The following is a 17,816-nucleotide window of genomic DNA, read 5'->3' on the forward strand; positions in this document are numbered from 1 at the left end:
GGGCGGTTGGTAGACTCGGGGTCCCCTGATTCCTGGAGGTCGTTCGATGCCGCAGCGCGTCCGCGGAGGCACCATGCAGATCGGCGAGCTCGCCGATCGGACCGAACTGTCCCTGCGCACCATCCGCCACTACGACGAGGTGGGCCTGCTGCCGGCCTCGCGCACCGAGGGCGGGTTCCGCGTCTACACGGAGCGGGACGTGGAACGGCTCACCCACATCAAGCGGATGAAGCCGCTCGGCTTCTCCCTGGAGGAGATGGCCGAGCTGCTCGAGCTGCTCGGCGCCGACGAGCCCGCAGAGGCCCGGCTCGCCGACTACCTCGAGCGGGCCCACCCCGAGCGCGACCGGCTGGCCAGGAAACTGGCCCAGGCGGACGAGTTCATCGCGATGCTGGAGCAGCGGCTCCGGCGATGAGCGAGCGCTCGACGAGCTGCGCCGCCGCGCCCGTGGCGGTCCTCCGCAGCCCGTCCCCGCGGACCGCCCACCGCCCGGACCTGCAGGGTCTGCGCGGGGTGGCGGTGCTGCTGGTGGTGGTCTTCCACGTGTGGACCGAGAAGGTCTCCGGCGGGGTGGACGTGTTCTTCGTGCTCTCCGCGTTCCTGCTCACCGGCTCCTTCGCCCGCCGGATCGAGCGCGGCCGCCCCCTGGGGATCCCGGCGTACTGGGCCCGGACCTTCGCCCGGCTGCTGGGCCCGGTGGCGGTCCTGCTGCTGGCCGTGCTCGCCGCGGTGTTCGCCTTCTTCCCGCCCAGCCGGTGGCCCGAGCTGCTGGCCCAGGCCTGGGGATCGCTGTTCTACGTCGTGAACTGGGTGCTGGCCGGGCAGGCGGTGGACTACTACGCCGGCAACTCCGCGGCCACCACCCCGCTGCAGCACATGTGGTCGCTGTCGGTGCAGGCCCAGGTGTTCCTGCTCTGGCCGCTGCTGCTGGCCGGCGCCGCCGTGACGGCCCGGCGGATGAGGATCGGGTTCCGACCGGTGGCCTGGGCCGTGTTCGCCGCCGTGTTCGCCGGCTCCCTGGCCTGGTCGGTGCTCGCGACGGCGGCCGGACCCGAGGCGGCCTACTTCAGCACCTGGACCCGCCTGTGGGAGTTCGCCCTGGGCTCGCTCACCGCCCTGGCCCTGGCCGGCTCGGGCACGTCGCGGACGGCCCCCCGGTACCGGAGCGCCCCGGCCCGGGTGACCGGGGTGGTCCTGGGCTGGGCCGGGCTGGCCGCGATCCTGGTCACCCCCTTCCTCATCGGCCCCGAGACCCGCTTCCCCGGCACCGTGGCCCTGGCCCCCACCCTGGGGGCCGCGGCGATCCTGGCCGGCGGGGCCCTGGCCCCCGAGGCGTCGACCGGCGCCACCCGGGTCCTGGCGGCCCGTCCGCTGCAGTGGTTCGGGGACCGCGCCTACGGGATCTACCTGTGGCACTGGCCGCTGCTGATCACCTACCTGCTGCTCACTGCCCGCGACACGGTGCCGGTGCCGGCCGGGCTCGGGATCCTGGCCGCCTCGGTGGCCCTCACCCGGGTCACCGCCCTGCTGCTGACCGGCTGGCGGGCCCTGCCCGGGGTCCGGGCCGGGTCCGGGATCCGGCTGATCGCCACCGCCCTGCTCGTGGCGGTACCGCTGACCGGCGCCCACCAGTACACGGTCCTGCGCGACCCCACCGCCGGGGTGGAGCGCACCCCGGGGAACTACCCCGGGGCCGCGGTGCTGCGCGGGGAGGCGGCCGAGGTCCCGGACGTGCCGATCATCCCCACCGAGGACGAGCGCGACCAGGAGTGGGGCGACACCGGGGACCCCTGTCCCCCCGAGCAGGCCCCGGCGGGCATCGCCGAGCTGGGCGAGTGCTGGATCATCACCCCCGATCCCGCCGGGGGCACCGATCCCGGCGGCACCGAGCCCGGGCTGACCCTGGTGGTGCTCGGGGACTCCCACGCCCGGCAGCTGCTCACCCCGATCCACCGGGTCGCCGATGCGCGGGGCTGGACGGTGGTCTCCTACCTGCGCATGGCCTGCCGCTACACGAGCCAGTCGGAGAACTACCAGGCCGAGTGCAACGACTTCAACACCGCGGCCCGGGAGGCGGTCCTGGAGGCCGAGCCCGACGCGGTGCTGACCATCGGCACCCTGAGCCTGCCCGAGGCCCCGCACGAGAAGCTCGTCGAGGGCTACGAGGCCGGTGTGCGGCCCTTCCTGGACGCCGGCATCCCGGTGGTGGCCTTCCGCGACAACCCGCGCTTCCCCTACGACATGTTCGAGTGCGTGGAGACCTACGGGCCCGACCGGGACCGCTGCAACGTCCCCCGCTCCGAGTCGCTGCTCCCCGTCAACCCGCTGGAGGAGCTGGCCGCCCGGCACGAGGACCTGCACAGCATCGACCTCACCGACCGGTTGTGCACCGGGACCACCTGCCCCGGGGTGGTCGGCAACATCATGGTCTACCGCGACCTCGACCACGTCACCTCCAGCTACGGCGAGACGCTGGTGCCCGACGTCGAGGAGCGTCTGCTGGACGCCCTCGACCGGACGTGAGCCACCTCTCCCCTGCCCCGCGGCCGAGGACCCTACCCTCACGTTAGGATCGAGTGACGACGCGGTCTCCGCCGGCGCGCCTTCGCGCCCGGACGCCGCACCCTCCCGCGCAGCACCGTGTCCACCCGCGTGCACACCACCCGGGACGACTCCAGCCCTTCCGCCCAGCCCTCCCCCGTCCTCCTCCCCTGCGAACGGAGCCTCCTTGGCCACCACGACAGCCGGCCCCGCGGCCGACCTCACCCCCGAGCAGCGTCAGTCGGTGCGCCTGACCCTCCGGTCCCCCCGCCACCTCAAGACCGAGGTCCTGGCCGGGCTCGTGGTGGCCCTGGCGCTCATCCCGGAGGCGATCGCCTTCTCGATCATCGCCGGGGTGGATCCCCGCCTGGGCCTGTTCGCGTCCTTCACCATGGCCGTGACCACCGCCGTGCTGGGCGGCCGGCCCGCGATGATCTCCGCGGCCACCGGCGCGGTGGCCCTGGTGATCGCCCCGCTGGTGGCCTCCCACGGACTGGACTACTTCATCGCCGCGGTGATCCTGGCCGGGGTCTTCCAGGTGGTCCTGGCCCTGATCGGTGCGGCGCGGCTGATGCGCTTCATCCCGCGCTCCGTCATGGTGGGCTTCGTCAACGCCCTGGCCATCCTGATTTTCAGCTCCCAGATCCCCGAGCTGATCGGGGTGCCCTGGGCCGTCTACCCGCTCACGGCCCTGGGCCTGGCCATCGTGTTCCTGTTCCCCCGACTGACCGGCGCGGTCCCCGGCCCGCTGGTGGCCATCGTGGTGATCACCGCGATCGTGGTGCCGATGGGCATGGACGTGCCGAGCGTCGGCGACAAGGGCGAGCTGCCCGAGTCCCTGCCGTCGCTGTTCTTCCCCGACGTCCCGCTAAACCTGGAGACCTTCCGGATCATCGCCCCGTTCGCCCTGACCATGGCGCTGGTGGGCCTGCTCGAGTCGCTGATGACGGCCAAGCTCGTCGACGACATCACCGACACGCGCTCGAACAAGACCCGCGAGTCCTGGGCGCAGGGCGCGGCGAACATCGTGACCGGCTTCTTCGGCGGGATGGGCGGGTGCGCGATGATCGGCCAGACGATGATCAACGTGCGCGCCTCCGGGGCACGCACCCGCATCTCCACCTTCCTGGCCGGGATCTTCCTGCTGCTCCTCGTCGTGACCCTCGGCGAGGTCGTGGCGGTCATCCCGATGGCCGCCCTGGTGGCCATCATGATCTTCGTGTCCTGGGCGACGTTCGACTGGCACTCGGTCCGCCCCTCGACCCTGGCGCGGATGCCCCTCCCGGAGACCCTCGTGATGCTCTCCACCGTGGCCGTGACCGTGTGGACGCACAACCTCGCCCTCGGCGTGATCGTGGGGGTGCTCGTGGCGATGGTCGCCTTCGCCCGCCGGGTGGCCCACTTCGTCACCGTCGACCGTGCGCTCGAGCGGCGCGACGGCCGGGAGACGGCGGTCTACACCGTGCACGGGGAGCTGTTCTTCGCCTCCTCCAACGACCTGTACACGATGTTCGACTACGCCGGGGACCCGCAGCAGATCGTCATCGATTTCTCCGACTCCCATCTCTGGGACGCCTCCACCGTCGCCGCTCTGGACTCCGTGACGGACAAGTACGCCCACTACGGCAAGGACGTGGCGATCGTCGGGCTGAACCAGACCAGCCGCCGGATGCGGGTGCGCCTGGGCGGAATGCTCAACTCCGAGCACTGACCCGGTGCCGCGGCCCGACGGGTCGGGCCGCGGCACGTCGCCTGAGCATGCTCTGCCGACCCGTGCATTTGCGATCACAACCCTTTGTGTCTGCATGTGAACTGGGTCACACGAAAGGCCTTGCCGTAAGCCGCAGGATGGAGCATTGTTGCTTCTCACCAGGGGATTCTGTGGTCCGCCAAGGATCATCCCCCGGCTCCCGCACCGTCGACCGACAGCGCGCCGCCTCCGGACTCCGGGGGGCGTCACCCGCATCGGGTCCGGGCGCGGGAGCAGTAGGGAGCGGGGCCGGCTGGGGGGCCGCCCCGCTCCCCTTCTGTGTGCCGGCCCCGTCCGCCGGCACCCCCGAACCCCGCTCCGCCCAGCCCCGTCGGTGGTGCCGTCCGGACCCGGGCGTCCGGAGGAAGCACCGACGGTCCGGAAAACGCACGCGCCCGGGCTCCGTGTGGTGACCCCGCGGCCCACCCGGAACCATGATGGGGGCGGCGGCGCCACCGCGCCGCCACGGACGGTCCCGGACCGCTGCGCAGCGTCGCGCCCGGTCCGGGACCGTCCTCGGACCGACGCACCACAGTGGGGGGACCGTGGACGACGACAGGATCGGAGCCGTGCAGGCACGCCTCGCCCGGCACGCCGTCGAGCGCGCCGGTCTCGACGCGGCCCGGGTCTGGTGGCACTGCTTCCAGCTCGGCGGCGAGGCCGGGATGCTGGAGGTCGACGCGTACCTGCACGGGTGCCTGAGACTGCCGGCCGCCCACCGCGACCTGCTCGCCCGCGCGGTCAACGGACTCGTTCGGGACGCGCCCGTCGCCCGGGTCCCGTTCTCGTGGGAGATCGACGCGGGCTCCCGGGACGACGCTGGCCCGCAGGACCGCGGCAGCGCACCGGGCCTCTGGCCGCGCGCCTGAGCCGGCACCTCCACCGCGACGGATCCTCCTCGGAGCTCCCCGGACGGTGCCTCGGGCGCGGCGCCACCTCCACGGCCCCGGCGGCCGCGGTGGCACAATGGTCCGGGGTGCCGGCCCCGACGACGGCCCGCATCCGGTCGGGCGCAGCGAGCCGGACGCAGCGCGCCCGTCGTCGCTCCGTGCCCCCACCTCGACCCTAGGATGTCGGATGGCCAACCTCTCGCCCCGCCCCGTCCCACCCCCCGCGCCGGCCGGCTGGTCGACCCTGCACCGGCACCACATCGGGGTGGACGTCGGCGGCACCCTGATCAAGTACGCGGCCGTGGACATGGCCGACGGCGAGCTGACCACCCTGGTCCTCCAGCGCCCCACCCCCCTCCCTGCCACACCGGAGGCCCTGGCCGAGCAGCTCGTGCTCATCGTGCAGGAGCTCGCCGCGAGCCCCCAGGCCCCGCACCCGGAGGCCAGCGTGGGAGTGGCGCTCCCCGCGATCATCCGCCACGGCGTGGCGCGCTCCGCCGCGAACATCGACGACGCGTGGATCGGCCTGGACGTCCACCGGTTCCTCACGGAGCGGCTGGGACGCACCGTCCACGTCCTCAACGACGCCGACGCTGCGGGCCTGGCCGAGCTCCGCTACGGCGCCGGGCGCGGGACCAGCGGCACCGTCCTGGTCATCACCCTGGGCACCGGCATCGGCTCGGCGCTGTTCGTGGACGGGAAGCTCGTGCCCAACGTCGAATTGGGCCACCTGGAGCTCGACGGGGTCGACGCCGAGGTGCGGGCCTCGGCGGTGGCCCGGGAGCGGGAAGGCCTGGACTGGCCGGACTACGCCGAGCGTCTCCAGCAGTACTTCGCGCACCTGGAGTTCCTCTTCTCACCGGACCTGATCGTGGTCGGCGGCGGGATCTCCGCCCGGCACGAGGACTTCCTGCCCCGTCTGCGCCTGGACACACGCGTCGTCCCGGCCGAGCTGCGCAACGCGGCGGGCATCATCGGCGCCGCCCGGCACGCCTACCTCGCCGTGCCGCCGGCGTCGGCCTGACCCCGGAGGGCCTGGCGGAAGTACTGCACGCCCGCCAGGACGTGCAGGACGGCCGCCATCTGGACCATGACCCGGCCGACGTCCGTCACCTCGGGGGTGGACCAGGCGGGCCCCGCCAGGACGAGCACGGTCCCCACCATGAGCAGAGCGGTCTTCGCCTTGCCGACCGTCGTGACCCGCAGGGTGCCGAGGGACCGCCGGACCAGGGTGGCGATCCCCACCACGACGTCGACGACCGCGATGACGACCAGCACCCACCAGGGGAACAGCCCGACGATGCTCGCGGCCACGGCGATCGCCACGGTCCCCAGCCGGTCGGCGATGGGGTCCATGACCTCCCCGACCCGGCTGCGCTGCCGGAGCGCCCGGGCCAGGGTGCCGTCGACCCAGTCCGTCAGGGAGAAGAGGGCGACGAGGACCAGCGCGCGCACCGGCCGCTCGTCGATGTCGAGGACGGCCAGCACGGCCGGGACGATGAGCGCGAAACGCACCACCGAGACCACGTTGGGCACCGTGAGCACCCGGTCGTAGTACGGTGACTCCGCCGGCTCGACCGCGTCCTGGTGCTGCTGTGCCATGTGTCTCGTCCCGTCCTCCGGCGCTCCCGGGCGAACGGTCCGCGCCCGTCGGTGCTGCCCTCGAGACTATCCCGTCGGCGCCGGGCGGCCCGGGAGATGACGCCGCCCGGCGCGAGGGCCGGCACGGTCCCTGGCCGCGCACGGGCCGCCAGGGCAGAATGGGGCGGGAGCCTCGTCGCCGGTCGTCGGTCCGCCCGCAACGGTTCCGCCGGCGCACGCCGTGCACCCTCGCCCGGTGGGCCGCGACCCGGTGCGCGTCCTCGGCCCGACACCGGGCGCGCCACCCCGTCCGCCCCGCTCACCGGGGCCGGGCCCGACCGAAGGACCGCTGTGGATCCTCGCGTGCACTTCCTCACCCTGTCCACCCCGGACCTCGACGCCGCCCGCGAGTTCTACGCGCGGGGTCTCGGCTGGGAGCCGCTGCTCGACGTCCCGGGCGAGATCCTCTTCTTCCAGATCGCCCCGGGGACGGTCCTGGGCCTCTTCGACGCCGGGAAGTTCGCCGAGGACCTGGGCCTCCCATCGGCCACCCCGGCGCAGGGCGTGACGCTCGCGCACAACGTGGACGGCGAGGCCGCGGTGCGCGCGAGCGTCGACGCGATGAGCGCCGCGGGCGGGACCGTGCTCACGAGCCCGCGGCCGGGCGCCTTCGGGGGCGTCTTCCACGCGCACGTCGCCGATCCCAACGGCGTGGTGTGGGAGATCGCGCACAACCCGGGGTGGCGGATCGACGACGACGGGACCGTGCACCTCGGCTGAACCTGCCCACCCGGCCCGTCCGCGCCGGGAGGTGCGGCCGGGGCCGGCTCAGCCGCGGACGTCGACGCGCAGGTGGTGCTCGACGTCGTGCAGGAAGTACGCCGCGAAGCTCGCCACGGTGAAGTCCTTGCCGTCCCCGCGCCGGCCGGTCCGGGCCCACTGCTCCCCGGTCACGGCGTCGAAGGCGTCCGCGGTGGCGCGGACCTCCTGCGCGAGCTCCCCGGAGACCTCGTAGGGGTCCTGCAGGTTGTACTGTCCCTCGACCGCCGCGGCGTCCTGGTCCCAGTCCGCGAAGACCGGGTCCTGCTCGTCGAGCATGAGCCGCAGCCGCTCACGGAAGACCCGGCAGAGGTCCCGGACGTGGCAGGCGTACTCCAGCGGGGACCACGTCCCCGGGCCGGGCCGGTCCGTCATGCCCAGACGGTCGAGGACCGCCGCCCAGCGCTCGACCGTGGCCCGCGCCCGCTCCCCCGTGCTCGTGACGTCGTAGTCCGGGTCGAACCCGCAGTCGGAACAGCCCCGGTCGAGCACCACGGTCCAGTCCTTGGTCTCCGGAGGGACCGGGGAGGTGTCGGGGGTTCCGGGGCGCTCGGTGGTCATGCGGCCAATGTACCCGGGCCCACCGGGTGCGGCGAGGTCCCGCGGCGGACGGGGCGGGCCGGGCGGGTCACAACTCCTGCCGTTCCAGGATCTCGTCCTCGTTGAGCGGCTCTCCGCGCTGGACCCGGCGGGTCCGGCGCAGGTCGGTCGCGGCGAGCACCACGGCGGCGGTCGCCAGGACGAACGAGAGGATGCCGAAGGTGTTGGCGAACCCCGCGGACAGGCCCAGGTGGACGGGGTCGGTGGCCCGGGTCAGCACCGAGGCGCCGGCCCCGTTCACACGGTCCGGGACGACGGCGCCGAAGCCGAGGAGCACGGCCCACGCGGCCAGCACCGTCAGCGAGGACCGCAGGGACGCCCCGGGCGGGACGTGGGCGCGGGCGTCCCGGCGCAGCAGGACCCCGGCCACCACGAGCAGCGCGGTCAGCGGAAGGCCCAGCGTCAGCGTGTAGAGCAGCACCAGGTCACCGGCGGCTCCGGCCAGACCGCGGCCCACGGCCACCCACACCCCGAGCAGCAGGGCCGCGGGGATCCCGAGGACGGGCACGGCGCGCTGCAGGACGGCGGGACGGCGCGGCACGCGGTCGAGGGCTGTTTCCACGCCCGCCAGTCTATCGACGGGCCTCCCGCCGGAGACCCGCCCGCGGACGCCCCGGTAGGCTGGAGCGCATGCCCTCCCCCGGATTCCCGCACGCCGTCCTCTTCGACCACGACGGGACCCTCGTCGACACCGAGCCGCTCTGGGACCGCGCCAAGCAGAACCTCGCCGCCGAGCACGGACGGCTCTGGACCCCCGAGGACTCGCTCGCGACCCTGGGCCGGCCGGTCGCCGCGACGATCGACCGCCTGCAGCGGGTCGGCGTGCCGCTCGGCGAGGACGAGCTGTTCCGGGCGGTCTTCGAGCACAGCGTCCGCGTCCTGGAGGACACCGAGCTGACCTTCATCGACGGGATCGCGGAGCTCCTCGGGGAGCTCTCGGCCGCGGGGATCCCCGCGGCGATCGTCACCAACGCGAGCTCGGCGATGGGCCACCACACCGCGGCCACCGCTCCGGAGGACCTGTTCCGGGTCGTCATCGGCACGGACGAGTACGCGCAGGGCGTCCGCCCCAAGCCGGACCCGGACGCCTACCTCACGGCGGCGCGCCGCCTCGGGGTCGACCCCCACCGGTGCGTCGTGGTCGAGGACTCCCCCGCCGGGGCCGCCGCGGGCGTCGCGGCGGGCATCCCCACGGTGGTCGTCCCCGGCGAGCTGGAGGTCGAGCGCGGCCCCGGGCTGCTACACCTGGAATCCCACCGGGAGCTGACCCTGGAGCTGCTGCGCTCGCTGGACCCGCACTCCCCGTCGTCGCCCTTCCACCCCGTGCAGGAGACCCGCCCGTGAGCGCCCCGGACTTCCCCGCCGCCGTCCTGTTCGACCACGACGGCACCCTCGTGAACTCCGAACCGCAGTGGGCCGTGGCCAAGCGGGCGGTGGCCGGCCGGTACGGCGTCGGCTGGAGCACCGAGGACGACCTCGCCACGCTGGGCCGGACGGTGCCCACGTCGGCGCGGCTGATGGTCGAGCGCGGCGCCGAGGGGGCCGTCGAGGCCATCACGGCCGAGCTCGGGCGGGAGGTCGCGGCCTCGCTCACGGGCGAGGTCCCGTTCCTGCCCGGCATGCGCGACCTGCTGGCCGAGCTCGAGCGGGCCGGCATCCCCGGCGCCGTGGTGACGAACGCCCTGACCGTGGTCGCGGAGGGCACCGCGTCCGGGGCGCCCGAGGTGCTGCGGGTGGTCGTCTCGCAGGAGGACGTGGAGCACCCCAAGCCGCACCCGGAGCCCTACCTGCTGGCGGCGCGGCGGCTGGGCGTGGACCCGGCACGGTGCGTGGCGGTCGAGGACTCCCAGACGGGGGCGGCGAGCGCGGCAGCCGCCGGGATGCCGGTGGTGGTGGTGCCCGGGGAGCTGCCCGTGGATGCCGCCCCCGGCCTGGTGCTCGTGGACGCCCACACGGACGTCACCCTGGAGTTCCTGCGCGGGCTGGGTCCGACCGTCTGACGAGGGCCGCCACGACGACGAGGGCCCGTTCCCTGCCGTCCGCGCGATGCGGGACGGCAGGGAACGGGCCCTCGTGCGAGGTGCCGGGGCTCAGCGGGTCGCGGTGCCCTGGGGGGAGGACGCGCGGCGCGGGCTCCGAGTGCGGCGACGGGCCGCGGCCTGGGTGGAGCGGTCCGGCGCGGACTCGGTCGAGTACGCGGGCGCCGCGGAACGGCTGGGCGCGGCCGAGCGGGCCGGTGCCGCCGAGCGGGAGGCCGAGCCGTTGCCGGGGCGGGAGCCGCCGCGGCTGCCGGTCTCGCCGCGCTGGTCGCGGGAGGCGCTGCGCGGCTGCTCGGAACGGTTCTGTCCGCCGCGGCCGCGGTTGCCGCCGGAGCCGGCACGGCCACCGGAACGGCCGGCGCCGGAGCGCTGACCGCTCGCCGGGCGGCCCTGCGCCTGGACGGGCGGCGGCACGTAGGCGACCTTGTCGGCGAGCTCGCCCACGAGCGCCGTGACGGCCGGGGAGCCGACGGTCACGGTGTCGAAGTTCGCGGTGACGCCCGCGGCCTTCATGAGCTGCGTGACCTCGCGGCGCTCCTCCTTGGTGGCCACCGTGACCACGGAGCCGGAGGCGCCGGCGCGGGCGGTGCGCCCGGAGCGGTGCAGGTAGGACTTGTGCTCGGTGGGCGGGTCGATGTGCACGACCAGCTCGACCTCGTCCACGTGCACGCCGCGGGCGGCGACGTCGGTGGCGACGAGCACGCGCACGTCACCGGCGGAGAACTGGGCCAGGTTGCGGTCGCGGGCGTTCTGGGACAGGTTGCCGTGCAGGTCCACGGCGGGGATGCCCATCTGGCTGAGCTTGCGGGCCATCTTCTTGGCGCGGTGCTTGGTGCGCGTGAACATCACGCGGCGGCCAGTGCCGGAGGCCAGCGCCTCGATGAGCTCCTGCTTCTCGTCCGCGTCCACGACGAGCACGTGGTGGTCCATGGTGGACACGGACGCCTGCGGGGCGTCCACGGAGTGCTTGACCGGGTTGGACAGGAACTGCTTGACGAGCTTGTCCACGCCGCCGTCGAGCGTCGCGGAGAACAGCAGCCGCTGGCCGCCCTGAGGGGTGCGCTTGAGGATGCGGGTCACCACGGGCAGGAAGCCCATGTCGGCCATGTGGTCGGCCTCGTCGATGACCGTCACGCGGACGTCGTCGAGCGTGAGGACGTTCTGCTTCAGCAGGTCCTCGAGCCGGCCGGGGCAGGCGATGACGATGTCCGCGCCCTTGGCGAGCGCCTTCTCCTGGTTGCGCTGGGAGACCCCGCCGAAGATGACGGTGGTCGTCTGTCCGGCGGCCTCGGCCAGCGGGGCGATCGCGCGGTCGATCTGGGTGGCCAGCTCGCGGGTGGGAGCCAGGACCAGGCCGGTGGGCCGGTTGGCCCGCCGGGCGGCGCGGGCGCCGTTGCCGGTCAGTCCGGCGAGCCGGGACACGAGCGGCAGCGCGAACGCCACGGTCTTGCCCGAGCCGGTCTTGCCGCGGCCGAGCACGTCACGGCCGGCCAGCGAGTCGGGGAGGGTCTTCTCCTGGATGGGGAACGCCTGCTCGATGCCCTGCTGGGCGAGGACGGCGGAAAGGGCCTTGGGCACGCCAAGGTCGGTGAAAGTAGCCAAAACTGGGATACGTCTTTCGATCGGATGTCCCGGCAAGGGGGTAGCGCGCCGGGTTGCGCCGAATGACTCCTGGAGCCCCTGCGAGCGGGCTGAGACCGTCTGGAACGGTGCCACGCTGGAAGAAGAACGGGGTGCTCGACGCCTGCCTGCTCACCCGGGAACGGGGAGCAGTGCCATATGCAATACGCCTCACCCTACAGCACTGGCGGCACGCCACCACCCGGATGTGGCGGAGGGCACGGCCGCGCCCTGACGGCGCCGGACACACCGCGCCGGTGCGGGACGCGGTGACGCGTGCACGCATCCGGCGCCGGTGCGGTGAGTCCGCGGTGCGGGGGCTACAGCGCGGTGTAGCCGCCGTCGACGAGGTAGTACCCGCCCGTCATGAAGGAGGCCTTCTCCGAGAGGAGGAACGTGGTCAGGGCGGCGACCTCCTCGGCGCGGCCCAGCCGGCCGAGCGGGTGCTTGGCGGTCAACCCCTCGAGGACGGACGCCGGCGCGGTCCTGAGCAGCGGGGTGTCGATGTAGCCGGGGCCGACGGCGTTGATCCGCACCCCGCGCCGGCCGTACTCCACGCCGGCCTGCTTGGTGAGCCCGACCACACCGTGCTTGGCGGCGGTGTAGGCGCTGTTGCCCGCGGCCACGGCCACGGTGCCGTGCACGGAGGCCATGTTGACGACCGCCCCGCCGCCGGCCTGCTCGATGGCGGGCAGCTGGTAGCGCATGCCGAACATGACGGAGTGCAGGTCGATCTGCACGATGCGCACCCACGCGTCGAGGTCCGACTCCCCCACCGCGTCCGCCGCGCCGCCGACCCCGGCGTTGTTCACCGCCAGGTGCAGGGCGCCGTAGGTCTGCTGGGCGAACTCGACCGCGGCCTCGCAGTCCTCGGGCTTCGCCACGTCCTGCCGGAAGCCGGCGGCGTCGCCGCCGGCGGCCATGATCGCCTGGACGACGTCGTCGATCCGCCGGGTGTCGATGTCCGTGACGACGACCTTGGCGCCCTGGGTCGCGAGGTCCTTCGCGCAGGCCTCGCCGATGCCGGAGGCGGCGCCGGTGACGAGCGCGACCTTGTCCCTGAGGTCAGCCATGTGGTTCTCCTGCCGTGTGTCCGCTGGGCCGGGCCGGACGGCCCGACGCTCCCAGTCTGTCCGGAAACGCCGGGGCCCGCGAGGGGTGGCACGGGCGCCGCCAGCCGTGCCTCCCCTCGCACCGGACGGAGGCTCAGCCCTCGGCGTCCTCGGCCTTCTCGGCGTCGTGGGCCCGGCGCAGCGCGGCGGAGTCCGCCTCCTGGGCGGCCTTCTGCTCGCGCACCACCTCGGTCAGGAGCTTGGTCATCTCCTTGGCCACGCCGGCCGCGGACTGCGGGTTCTGCCCGGTGACGAGGCGGTCGTCCACGACGACGTTCTCGGTCCAGTTCGGCGCGGTCCGCACGTCCGCGCCCTGCTCGACGAGCTTGTCCTCGAGCAGGAACGGGACGACGTCCGACTTGCCGACCTCGTCCTCCTCGGCGTTGGTGAACGCTGCCACCCGGCGCCCCTCGACGATGCGCAGACCGTTGGCGAGCTCGACGTCCACGAGCCCGGAGGGTCCGTGGCAGACGGCGCCGACGACTCCCCCGGCGTCGTGCACGGCGGCCACCAGCGCCTGCAGGTCCGCGTTGCCCGCGAAGTCCCACATGGTGCCGTGCCCGCCGACGAGGTAAACCGCGTCGTACTGGGCCGGGTCGACCACGCTGATCCGCGGGGTGTTGTAGAGGGAGGCCCGCACGGTCTCGTCCTCGAGGTACTGCCGCTGCACCTCGTCCTCCTCGTCCTTGCCGTCCTGCGGGGGCTGCCCGCCGGCGATCGAGGCGAAGTCGACGAAGTAGCCGGCGTCCCGGAACACCTTCCACGGGTGGGCCGCCTCCCCCACGAAGTAGCCGGTGGGCTCCCCGGTGTCGCCGAGGGTGTCGTGGCTGGTGAGAACGAGCAGAACCTTCTTCATGGTCTCGATGTCCATGTCTGTCCTTCCGTCGGGTGGCGGGACGCGGAGGGCGTCCTGCGAGCGGGTGGCCAGCCTAGGCGGCGGGGGCCGCCCCCGGGGCCGGTGTTCGCTCCCGGCCCCTCCTGCACGGAGGGCGCGAGCCTCCCCCTGATAGGGTCGTTGACGACTCAATGACCCTGTTCGCCCTCCTGAAAGGACCGACCATGAGCCTCTCCAACGCGATCCTGCGCGGCGTCTCCGGCGCCTACCTGCTGCAGTCCGGCTACGGCAAGAAGGACCTCCCCACGGAGGCCGCCGCGGGTCTCCAGCAGTTCGCCGCCACAGGCGTCCCCCAGTTCAAGGAGTGGGACGCCGACACCTTCGGCAAGTTCGTGGCGTACTCGGAGATCGGCATCGGCGCCGCCCTGCTGACCCCGTTCGTCAACAAGCGCCTCGCGGGCCTGGCCCTGGGCGCGTTCTCCGCCGGACTGCTCGCGATGTACTTCCGCAACCCCGAGATGACCCAGGAGGACGGCGTCCGCCCGTCCGAGGCCGGCACGGGCCTCTCGAAGGACGCCTTCCTGGCCGCGATCGCCGCGGCCCTGGTCGTCTCCAAGTAGGCACGGCCCCGCAGGACCCCACGGGTGCCGCTCGTCCGCACGGACGGGCGGCACCCGTTTCCCGTTCCTGGGCCGGGCACCGCGTGGGGCTCCGGACCGGAGCCCGGACGATCGACGGCCCGTGGGGGGGGCGCAGCAGTGTCCGGGACGGAATCATGCGTCCGGTGGCTCGGCCCCCGGTCCACCCGTCGGACCACCTGTCGGACGAGCAGGTGGCGGGGCAGCCTCCCGCGGCACCACCGCCTTGCGGTAGTGCCGCGAAGGCCGGGTGTAGCCGTGACGTTCGTAGAACCGGTGGGCTCGCTGCCGCCGGTTCGATGTCGAGAGCTCCAGCACCGTGGCACCCATCTCCCGGGTCACGTGCTCCGTCGCTTCCAGGAGCAGCGCACCGACACCGCGGGAACGCTCGGCCTCATCGACCACCAAGGCGGTGAGTCTGGCCCGGTAGGCGCTCTCGGTCAGGAACGGCACCCGGTGGACGTGCGCCAGACCGACCACGCGGGAACCGATCTCCGCCACGAGGCACCGGTCGTCCGGCGAAGCGGCACCCACCCAGGTGCGCACCCAGTCCTCCAGTGGGGTGTACCCCAGTTGCACGAGCAGTCCCACCATGGCGGGGACATCGGTGGCACGAGCCCGCCGGATCCTGATGGCGGAGGCGTCCACGATGTCCCCTCTCTCCGTGGACCCGGAGCGACACCACGCCGAGGTGTCCCCGGGTGTCCCGTCCTGAGTCCTCGTCAACTCTACGACGTTGATGTGGGACCAGGTCTTAGGACGTCCGAGCAGCCCGTGAGAATGGGGCCATGACGACGACGGCGCACCGCCGGGCCCGTCCTGCTCCGGGTCCGCACCGAGCCGCTCCCGCCGGGGAGCGGGTGGTGGACGCCGGCGTCCGGGCCGAGGTGCGGGCGGTCGTCGGGGAGCTCGTGGACTCGGCGGCCGCACAGGCGCGGGAGGCGGGGCGCCAGCTGCGCTGCATCGTCCGTCTGTGGCTGCTGGCCTGGGAGGACCGAGAGATCGACTGGGTCTCCACGGCCGGGCTGATGCCCTACGAGGCCGATGAGCTCGTCTGCTCCCTCCTCGAGACCGAGGACCAGATGGTGCGTGACCTCGCCGACGAGATCGGCCCGGCGCTGCGCCTGCCCGCGGGCACGGCCCTCGAGCGCGTCCGCGAGGCCCTCGTGCTCGGACTGCACCTGCCCGAGGAGGTCCTCGAGGCGCTGGAGGCGGGCCTCTTCAGCGCCCGGCACGCCTCGATGATCGCCGACCAGTAGCGCGAGCTGGTCGAGGACGTCCCGGCGGACCAGGAGGCACCGTCCGCCGTCGTGCAGCGGCTCGCCGCCGAACTGGTGGAGCGGGCTCCGCACTGCACGGTGGCGCAGCTGCGCGCGTGGGCCCGGCGCCGGCGCGCGGCGCTGCTGGCCGAGACGCAGGAGGCGAGGCACCGGGCGGCCCGGGCCGGACGCCGCGTGTGGGTCGAGCACGGTGAGGACGGCATGGCGTGGCTGCACGCCCTGCTGGACGCGCCCACGGCGCTCGCGGTCCAGGACCGGCTCGACACGCTCGCGTCGCTCCCGGGGCCCGTGGAGGAGACCGCCCGCGCGGGGACGGGGCGAGAGCCGGACGGGTGCGGTCCGGTGCAGTGCGGTCCAGTGCAGTGCGGTCCGGAGGAGTGCGGCCCGGACGGGTTCGCGCCGGGTGCCAGGACTGCCCGGACGGAGGCGCAGCTGCGGGCGGACGTCCTCACCGATCTCCTGCTGGAGGGGGAGCTCCCCGACGGCCCCGCGTTCCCGCGTGGTGTGCGCGGCCGGGTCTGCGTGACGGTCCCCGTGCTCACGCTGCTGGGGTGCCGTCCCGGCGGCCCGGGAGCCGGCGTGCCCGCGGACGCCCCGGTGCTCGAGGGTCACGGCCCGATCAGCGCGGACGTCGCCCGGGAGCTGGCCGCCGGTGCGGCCTCGTGGCATCGCGTGCTGACCCATCCCGTTACCGGCGCCGTTCTCGACCACGACCGCACCACCTACGCCGTGCCCGCGGATCTGCGCCGCCGGCTGCGGCTGCGCGACGGGACCTGTCGTTTTCCGGGGTGCCGGCGGCGGGCCGAGCGCTGCGACCTCGACCACACGGTGGCGTGGCAGGACGGCGGCCGGACGGCCGCGGACAACCTGGCCCACCTGTGCCGCCACCACCACCTCGTCAAGCACCGCCACGGTGCCCTCGGCCGCTGGTCGGTGCGGCAGCCGGGGCCGGCGCCCGCCGGCGGAGTGCTCGAGTGGACCTCACCGGCCGGACGGACCTACCGGACCGTGCCGGCCCCCTCGGCCGGTGCCACGTCGGGCGGTGCCACATCGGGCGGACCGGTCCCGGACGTCGGTGAGCGAGGCAACTCCGTGCCCGAGGACGCAGACCCTCCCCCCTTCTGACCGCCTAACCGGGCGCGGTCCGGCCCTCTGACAGTGCTGCGCCGAGGGCCGGACGGTCCCGAGGATCAGGCGGGTGGGCGGCCCGGGTCCTCCGCCGTGGTCTCCACCGACAGGCGGCAGCCCATGCTGTGGGTCTCCTCGGGCTCGAGGTGGACGGCGTCGGCGTGGGTGTTGGCGCCCTCCACGCACACGAAGTCCGTCCAGCCGTCCGGCCCCACGTCGGGCATCGCCGCCGCCATCTCCGCCCCGGGGTTCCACACCACGGTGGTGCCGGAGTTCTTCTTCCGGATCCGCAGCACCCGCCCCAGCACGGGGTCCACCACGGCGACGTCGCCGGTCGAGCGGTACACCCGGTCGGTCTCGCCGTCGAACCGGAGGTCCCCCTCCTGGACGCAGTCCTCCCGGTCCAGGACCTTGTCGCGGTAGGACGCCCCGTCCAGCCCCTCGACCCGGATCTTCCGCACGTCCCCCACCACCAGGTAGGCGTGCAGGGCCTCCTCGAAGTCGAACGGGCGCTCACCGGTGTTGGTGACGCTCAGCTCGAGGGACAGCTCGGTGCCGAAGCGCACCACGCAGTAGGCCTCGAACTGGTACGGGAACTGTTCCCGGTGCGCGGGATCGGTGACGTCCGCGTCCGAGAGCCGGTAGACGATCATCGCCTCGTGGTCCGAGGACTCGCGCGACTCGACGTGCCACGGGAGCGTGCGGGCGAAGCCGTGCTTGGGCTCGCGCCCGCCCTCCGCCCCGTCCGCGAACCAGGGGAAGCAGATCGGGACACCTCCGCGCACGGGCTTGCCCGTCTCGAGCGCGGTGCTCGGGGACAGCCACAGCACCGGGGCGTGGCCCGTGGGGATCCAGTCGATCACGTGCGCGCCCTGGTCGTGGACGGCGCCGGTGGCGTCCGCGCAGGAGAACAGGCGGGGCTCGGGGAGTTCGCTCATGCCCCTCAGGCTAGACCGAGGGCCCGGTCCCCGTCAGGAGGCCGG

19 protein-coding genes are annotated in these 17,816 nt (G+C 73.9%); 11 read left to right on the forward strand and 8 right to left on the reverse strand.

Annotated elements, in window-relative coordinates; genetic code table 11:
• Window positions 1–46: 46 nt before the first annotated feature.
• From RF647_RS00925 to ppgK, 5 genes are all read left to right on the forward strand, one after another.
• Window positions 47–415 carry a MerR family transcriptional regulator gene (locus tag RF647_RS00925; RefSeq protein WP_017832581.1) on the forward strand — a complete coding sequence of 123 codons (369 nt, stop codon included), beginning with the start codon at window positions 47–49 and terminating at the stop codon, window positions 413–415.
• Window positions 412–2,523, forward strand: a complete 2,112-nt coding sequence (locus RF647_RS00930) for an acyltransferase family protein (protein ID WP_368810101.1) — start codon at window positions 412–414, stop codon at window positions 2,521–2,523. Before RF647_RS00925 ends, RF647_RS00930 begins: the two co-directional genes overlap by 4 nt.
• Before the next feature lie 205 nt (window positions 2,524–2,728).
• Window positions 2,729–4,252, forward strand: coding sequence for a SulP family inorganic anion transporter (locus RF647_RS00935; RefSeq protein ID WP_368810102.1), 1,524 nt, complete (start codon window positions 2,729–2,731; stop codon window positions 4,250–4,252).
• A gap of 608 nt (window positions 4,253–4,860) precedes the next feature.
• Window positions 4,861–5,160, forward strand: a complete 300-nt coding sequence (locus tag RF647_RS00940; RefSeq protein ID WP_017832584.1) for a hypothetical protein — start codon at window positions 4,861–4,863, stop codon at window positions 5,158–5,160.
• A 208-nt stretch (window positions 5,161–5,368) separates the two neighbouring features.
• The gene (ppgK, locus tag RF647_RS00945; protein ID WP_368810103.1) at window positions 5,369–6,205 is read left to right on the forward strand and encodes a polyphosphate--glucose phosphotransferase; all 837 of its coding nucleotides are present in this window, start codon (window positions 5,369–5,371) and stop codon (window positions 6,203–6,205) included.
• Here the strand turns inward: ppgK and RF647_RS00950 are convergent.
• The gene (locus RF647_RS00950; RefSeq protein WP_368810104.1) at window positions 6,175–6,783 is read right to left on the reverse strand and encodes a CDP-alcohol phosphatidyltransferase family protein; all 609 of its coding nucleotides are present in this window, start codon (window positions 6,781–6,783) and stop codon (window positions 6,175–6,177) included. The two genes, ppgK and RF647_RS00950, sit on opposite strands and share 31 nt — an antisense overlap.
• Window positions 6,784–7,125: 342 nt before the next feature.
• On the opposite strand from RF647_RS00950, the gene RF647_RS00955 reads away from it, so the two are divergent.
• Window positions 7,126–7,542, forward strand: a complete 417-nt coding sequence (locus tag RF647_RS00955) for a VOC family protein (RefSeq protein ID WP_017832587.1) — start codon at window positions 7,126–7,128, stop codon at window positions 7,540–7,542.
• 48 nt (window positions 7,543–7,590) lie between these two features.
• Here the strand turns inward: RF647_RS00955 and RF647_RS00960 are convergent, their stop codons facing one another.
• Complete coding sequence (locus RF647_RS00960; RefSeq protein ID WP_368810105.1) at window positions 7,591–8,142, reverse strand: DinB family protein; 552 nt, start codon at window positions 8,140–8,142, stop codon at window positions 7,591–7,593.
• 67 nt (window positions 8,143–8,209) lie between these two features.
• Window positions 8,210–8,743: a hypothetical protein gene (locus RF647_RS00965; RefSeq protein WP_368810106.1), complete on the reverse strand. Its 534-nt coding sequence runs from the start codon at window positions 8,741–8,743 to the stop codon at window positions 8,210–8,212.
• 68 nt (window positions 8,744–8,811) lie between these two features.
• Here RF647_RS00965 and RF647_RS00970 point away from each other — a divergent pair, with 68 nt between their 5' ends.
• On the forward strand, window positions 8,812–9,525 hold the full coding sequence (locus RF647_RS00970; RefSeq protein ID WP_368810107.1) for an HAD family hydrolase: 714 nt from the start codon (window positions 8,812–8,814) through the stop codon (window positions 9,523–9,525).
• The gene (locus RF647_RS00975) at window positions 9,522–10,181 is read left to right on the forward strand and encodes an HAD family hydrolase (RefSeq protein WP_368810108.1); all 660 of its coding nucleotides are present in this window, start codon (window positions 9,522–9,524) and stop codon (window positions 10,179–10,181) included. The genes RF647_RS00970 and RF647_RS00975 overlap by 4 nt, the downstream gene beginning before the upstream one ends.
• Window positions 10,182–10,271: 90 nt before the next feature.
• Here the strand turns inward: RF647_RS00975 and RF647_RS00980 are convergent, their stop codons facing one another.
• The 3 genes from RF647_RS00980 to RF647_RS00990 form a co-directional block, all read right to left on the reverse strand.
• On the reverse strand, window positions 10,272–11,798 hold the full coding sequence (locus RF647_RS00980) for a DEAD/DEAH box helicase (protein WP_133409171.1): 1,527 nt from the start codon (window positions 11,796–11,798) through the stop codon (window positions 10,272–10,274).
• A gap of 362 nt (window positions 11,799–12,160) precedes the next feature.
• Complete coding sequence (locus RF647_RS00985) at window positions 12,161–12,913, reverse strand: SDR family NAD(P)-dependent oxidoreductase (protein WP_368810109.1); 753 nt, start codon at window positions 12,911–12,913, stop codon at window positions 12,161–12,163.
• A gap of 133 nt (window positions 12,914–13,046) precedes the next feature.
• Entirely contained in the window at window positions 13,047–13,823 is a 777-nt protein-coding gene (locus RF647_RS00990; RefSeq protein ID WP_368810110.1) for a type 1 glutamine amidotransferase domain-containing protein, read from the reverse strand.
• Window positions 13,824–14,011: 188 nt separating this feature from the next.
• On the opposite strand from RF647_RS00990, the gene RF647_RS00995 reads away from it, so the two are divergent.
• On the forward strand, window positions 14,012–14,407 hold the full coding sequence (locus RF647_RS00995; RefSeq protein WP_368810111.1) for a hypothetical protein: 396 nt from the start codon (window positions 14,012–14,014) through the stop codon (window positions 14,405–14,407).
• A gap of 153 nt (window positions 14,408–14,560) precedes the next feature.
• Here the strand turns inward: RF647_RS00995 and RF647_RS01000 are convergent, their stop codons facing one another.
• Window positions 14,561–15,073 (reverse strand): N-acetyltransferase family protein, encoded by a 513-nt coding sequence (locus RF647_RS01000; protein WP_368810112.1) that lies wholly within the window; start codon window positions 15,071–15,073, stop codon window positions 14,561–14,563.
• Between the two features lie 140 nt (window positions 15,074–15,213).
• Here RF647_RS01000 and RF647_RS01005 point away from each other — a divergent pair, with 140 nt between their 5' ends.
• On the forward strand, window positions 15,214–15,684 hold the full coding sequence (locus tag RF647_RS01005) for a hypothetical protein (protein ID WP_368810113.1): 471 nt from the start codon (window positions 15,214–15,216) through the stop codon (window positions 15,682–15,684).
• Between the two features lie 51 nt (window positions 15,685–15,735).
• The gene (locus RF647_RS01010; protein WP_368810114.1) at window positions 15,736–16,830 is read left to right on the forward strand and encodes a DUF222 domain-containing protein; all 1,095 of its coding nucleotides are present in this window, start codon (window positions 15,736–15,738) and stop codon (window positions 16,828–16,830) included.
• Window positions 16,831–16,895: 65 nt separating this feature from the next.
• Here the strand turns inward: RF647_RS01010 and RF647_RS01015 are convergent, their stop codons facing one another.
• Entirely contained in the window at window positions 16,896–17,771 is an 876-nt protein-coding gene (locus tag RF647_RS01015; protein ID WP_368810115.1) for a D-hexose-6-phosphate mutarotase, read from the reverse strand.
• Between the last annotated feature and the right edge of the window lie 45 nt (window positions 17,772–17,816).

This window comes from Kocuria sp. CPCC 205263, assembly GCF_040981075.1.
Lineage (GTDB): Bacteria > Actinomycetota > Actinomycetes > Actinomycetales > Micrococcaceae > Kocuria > Kocuria rosea.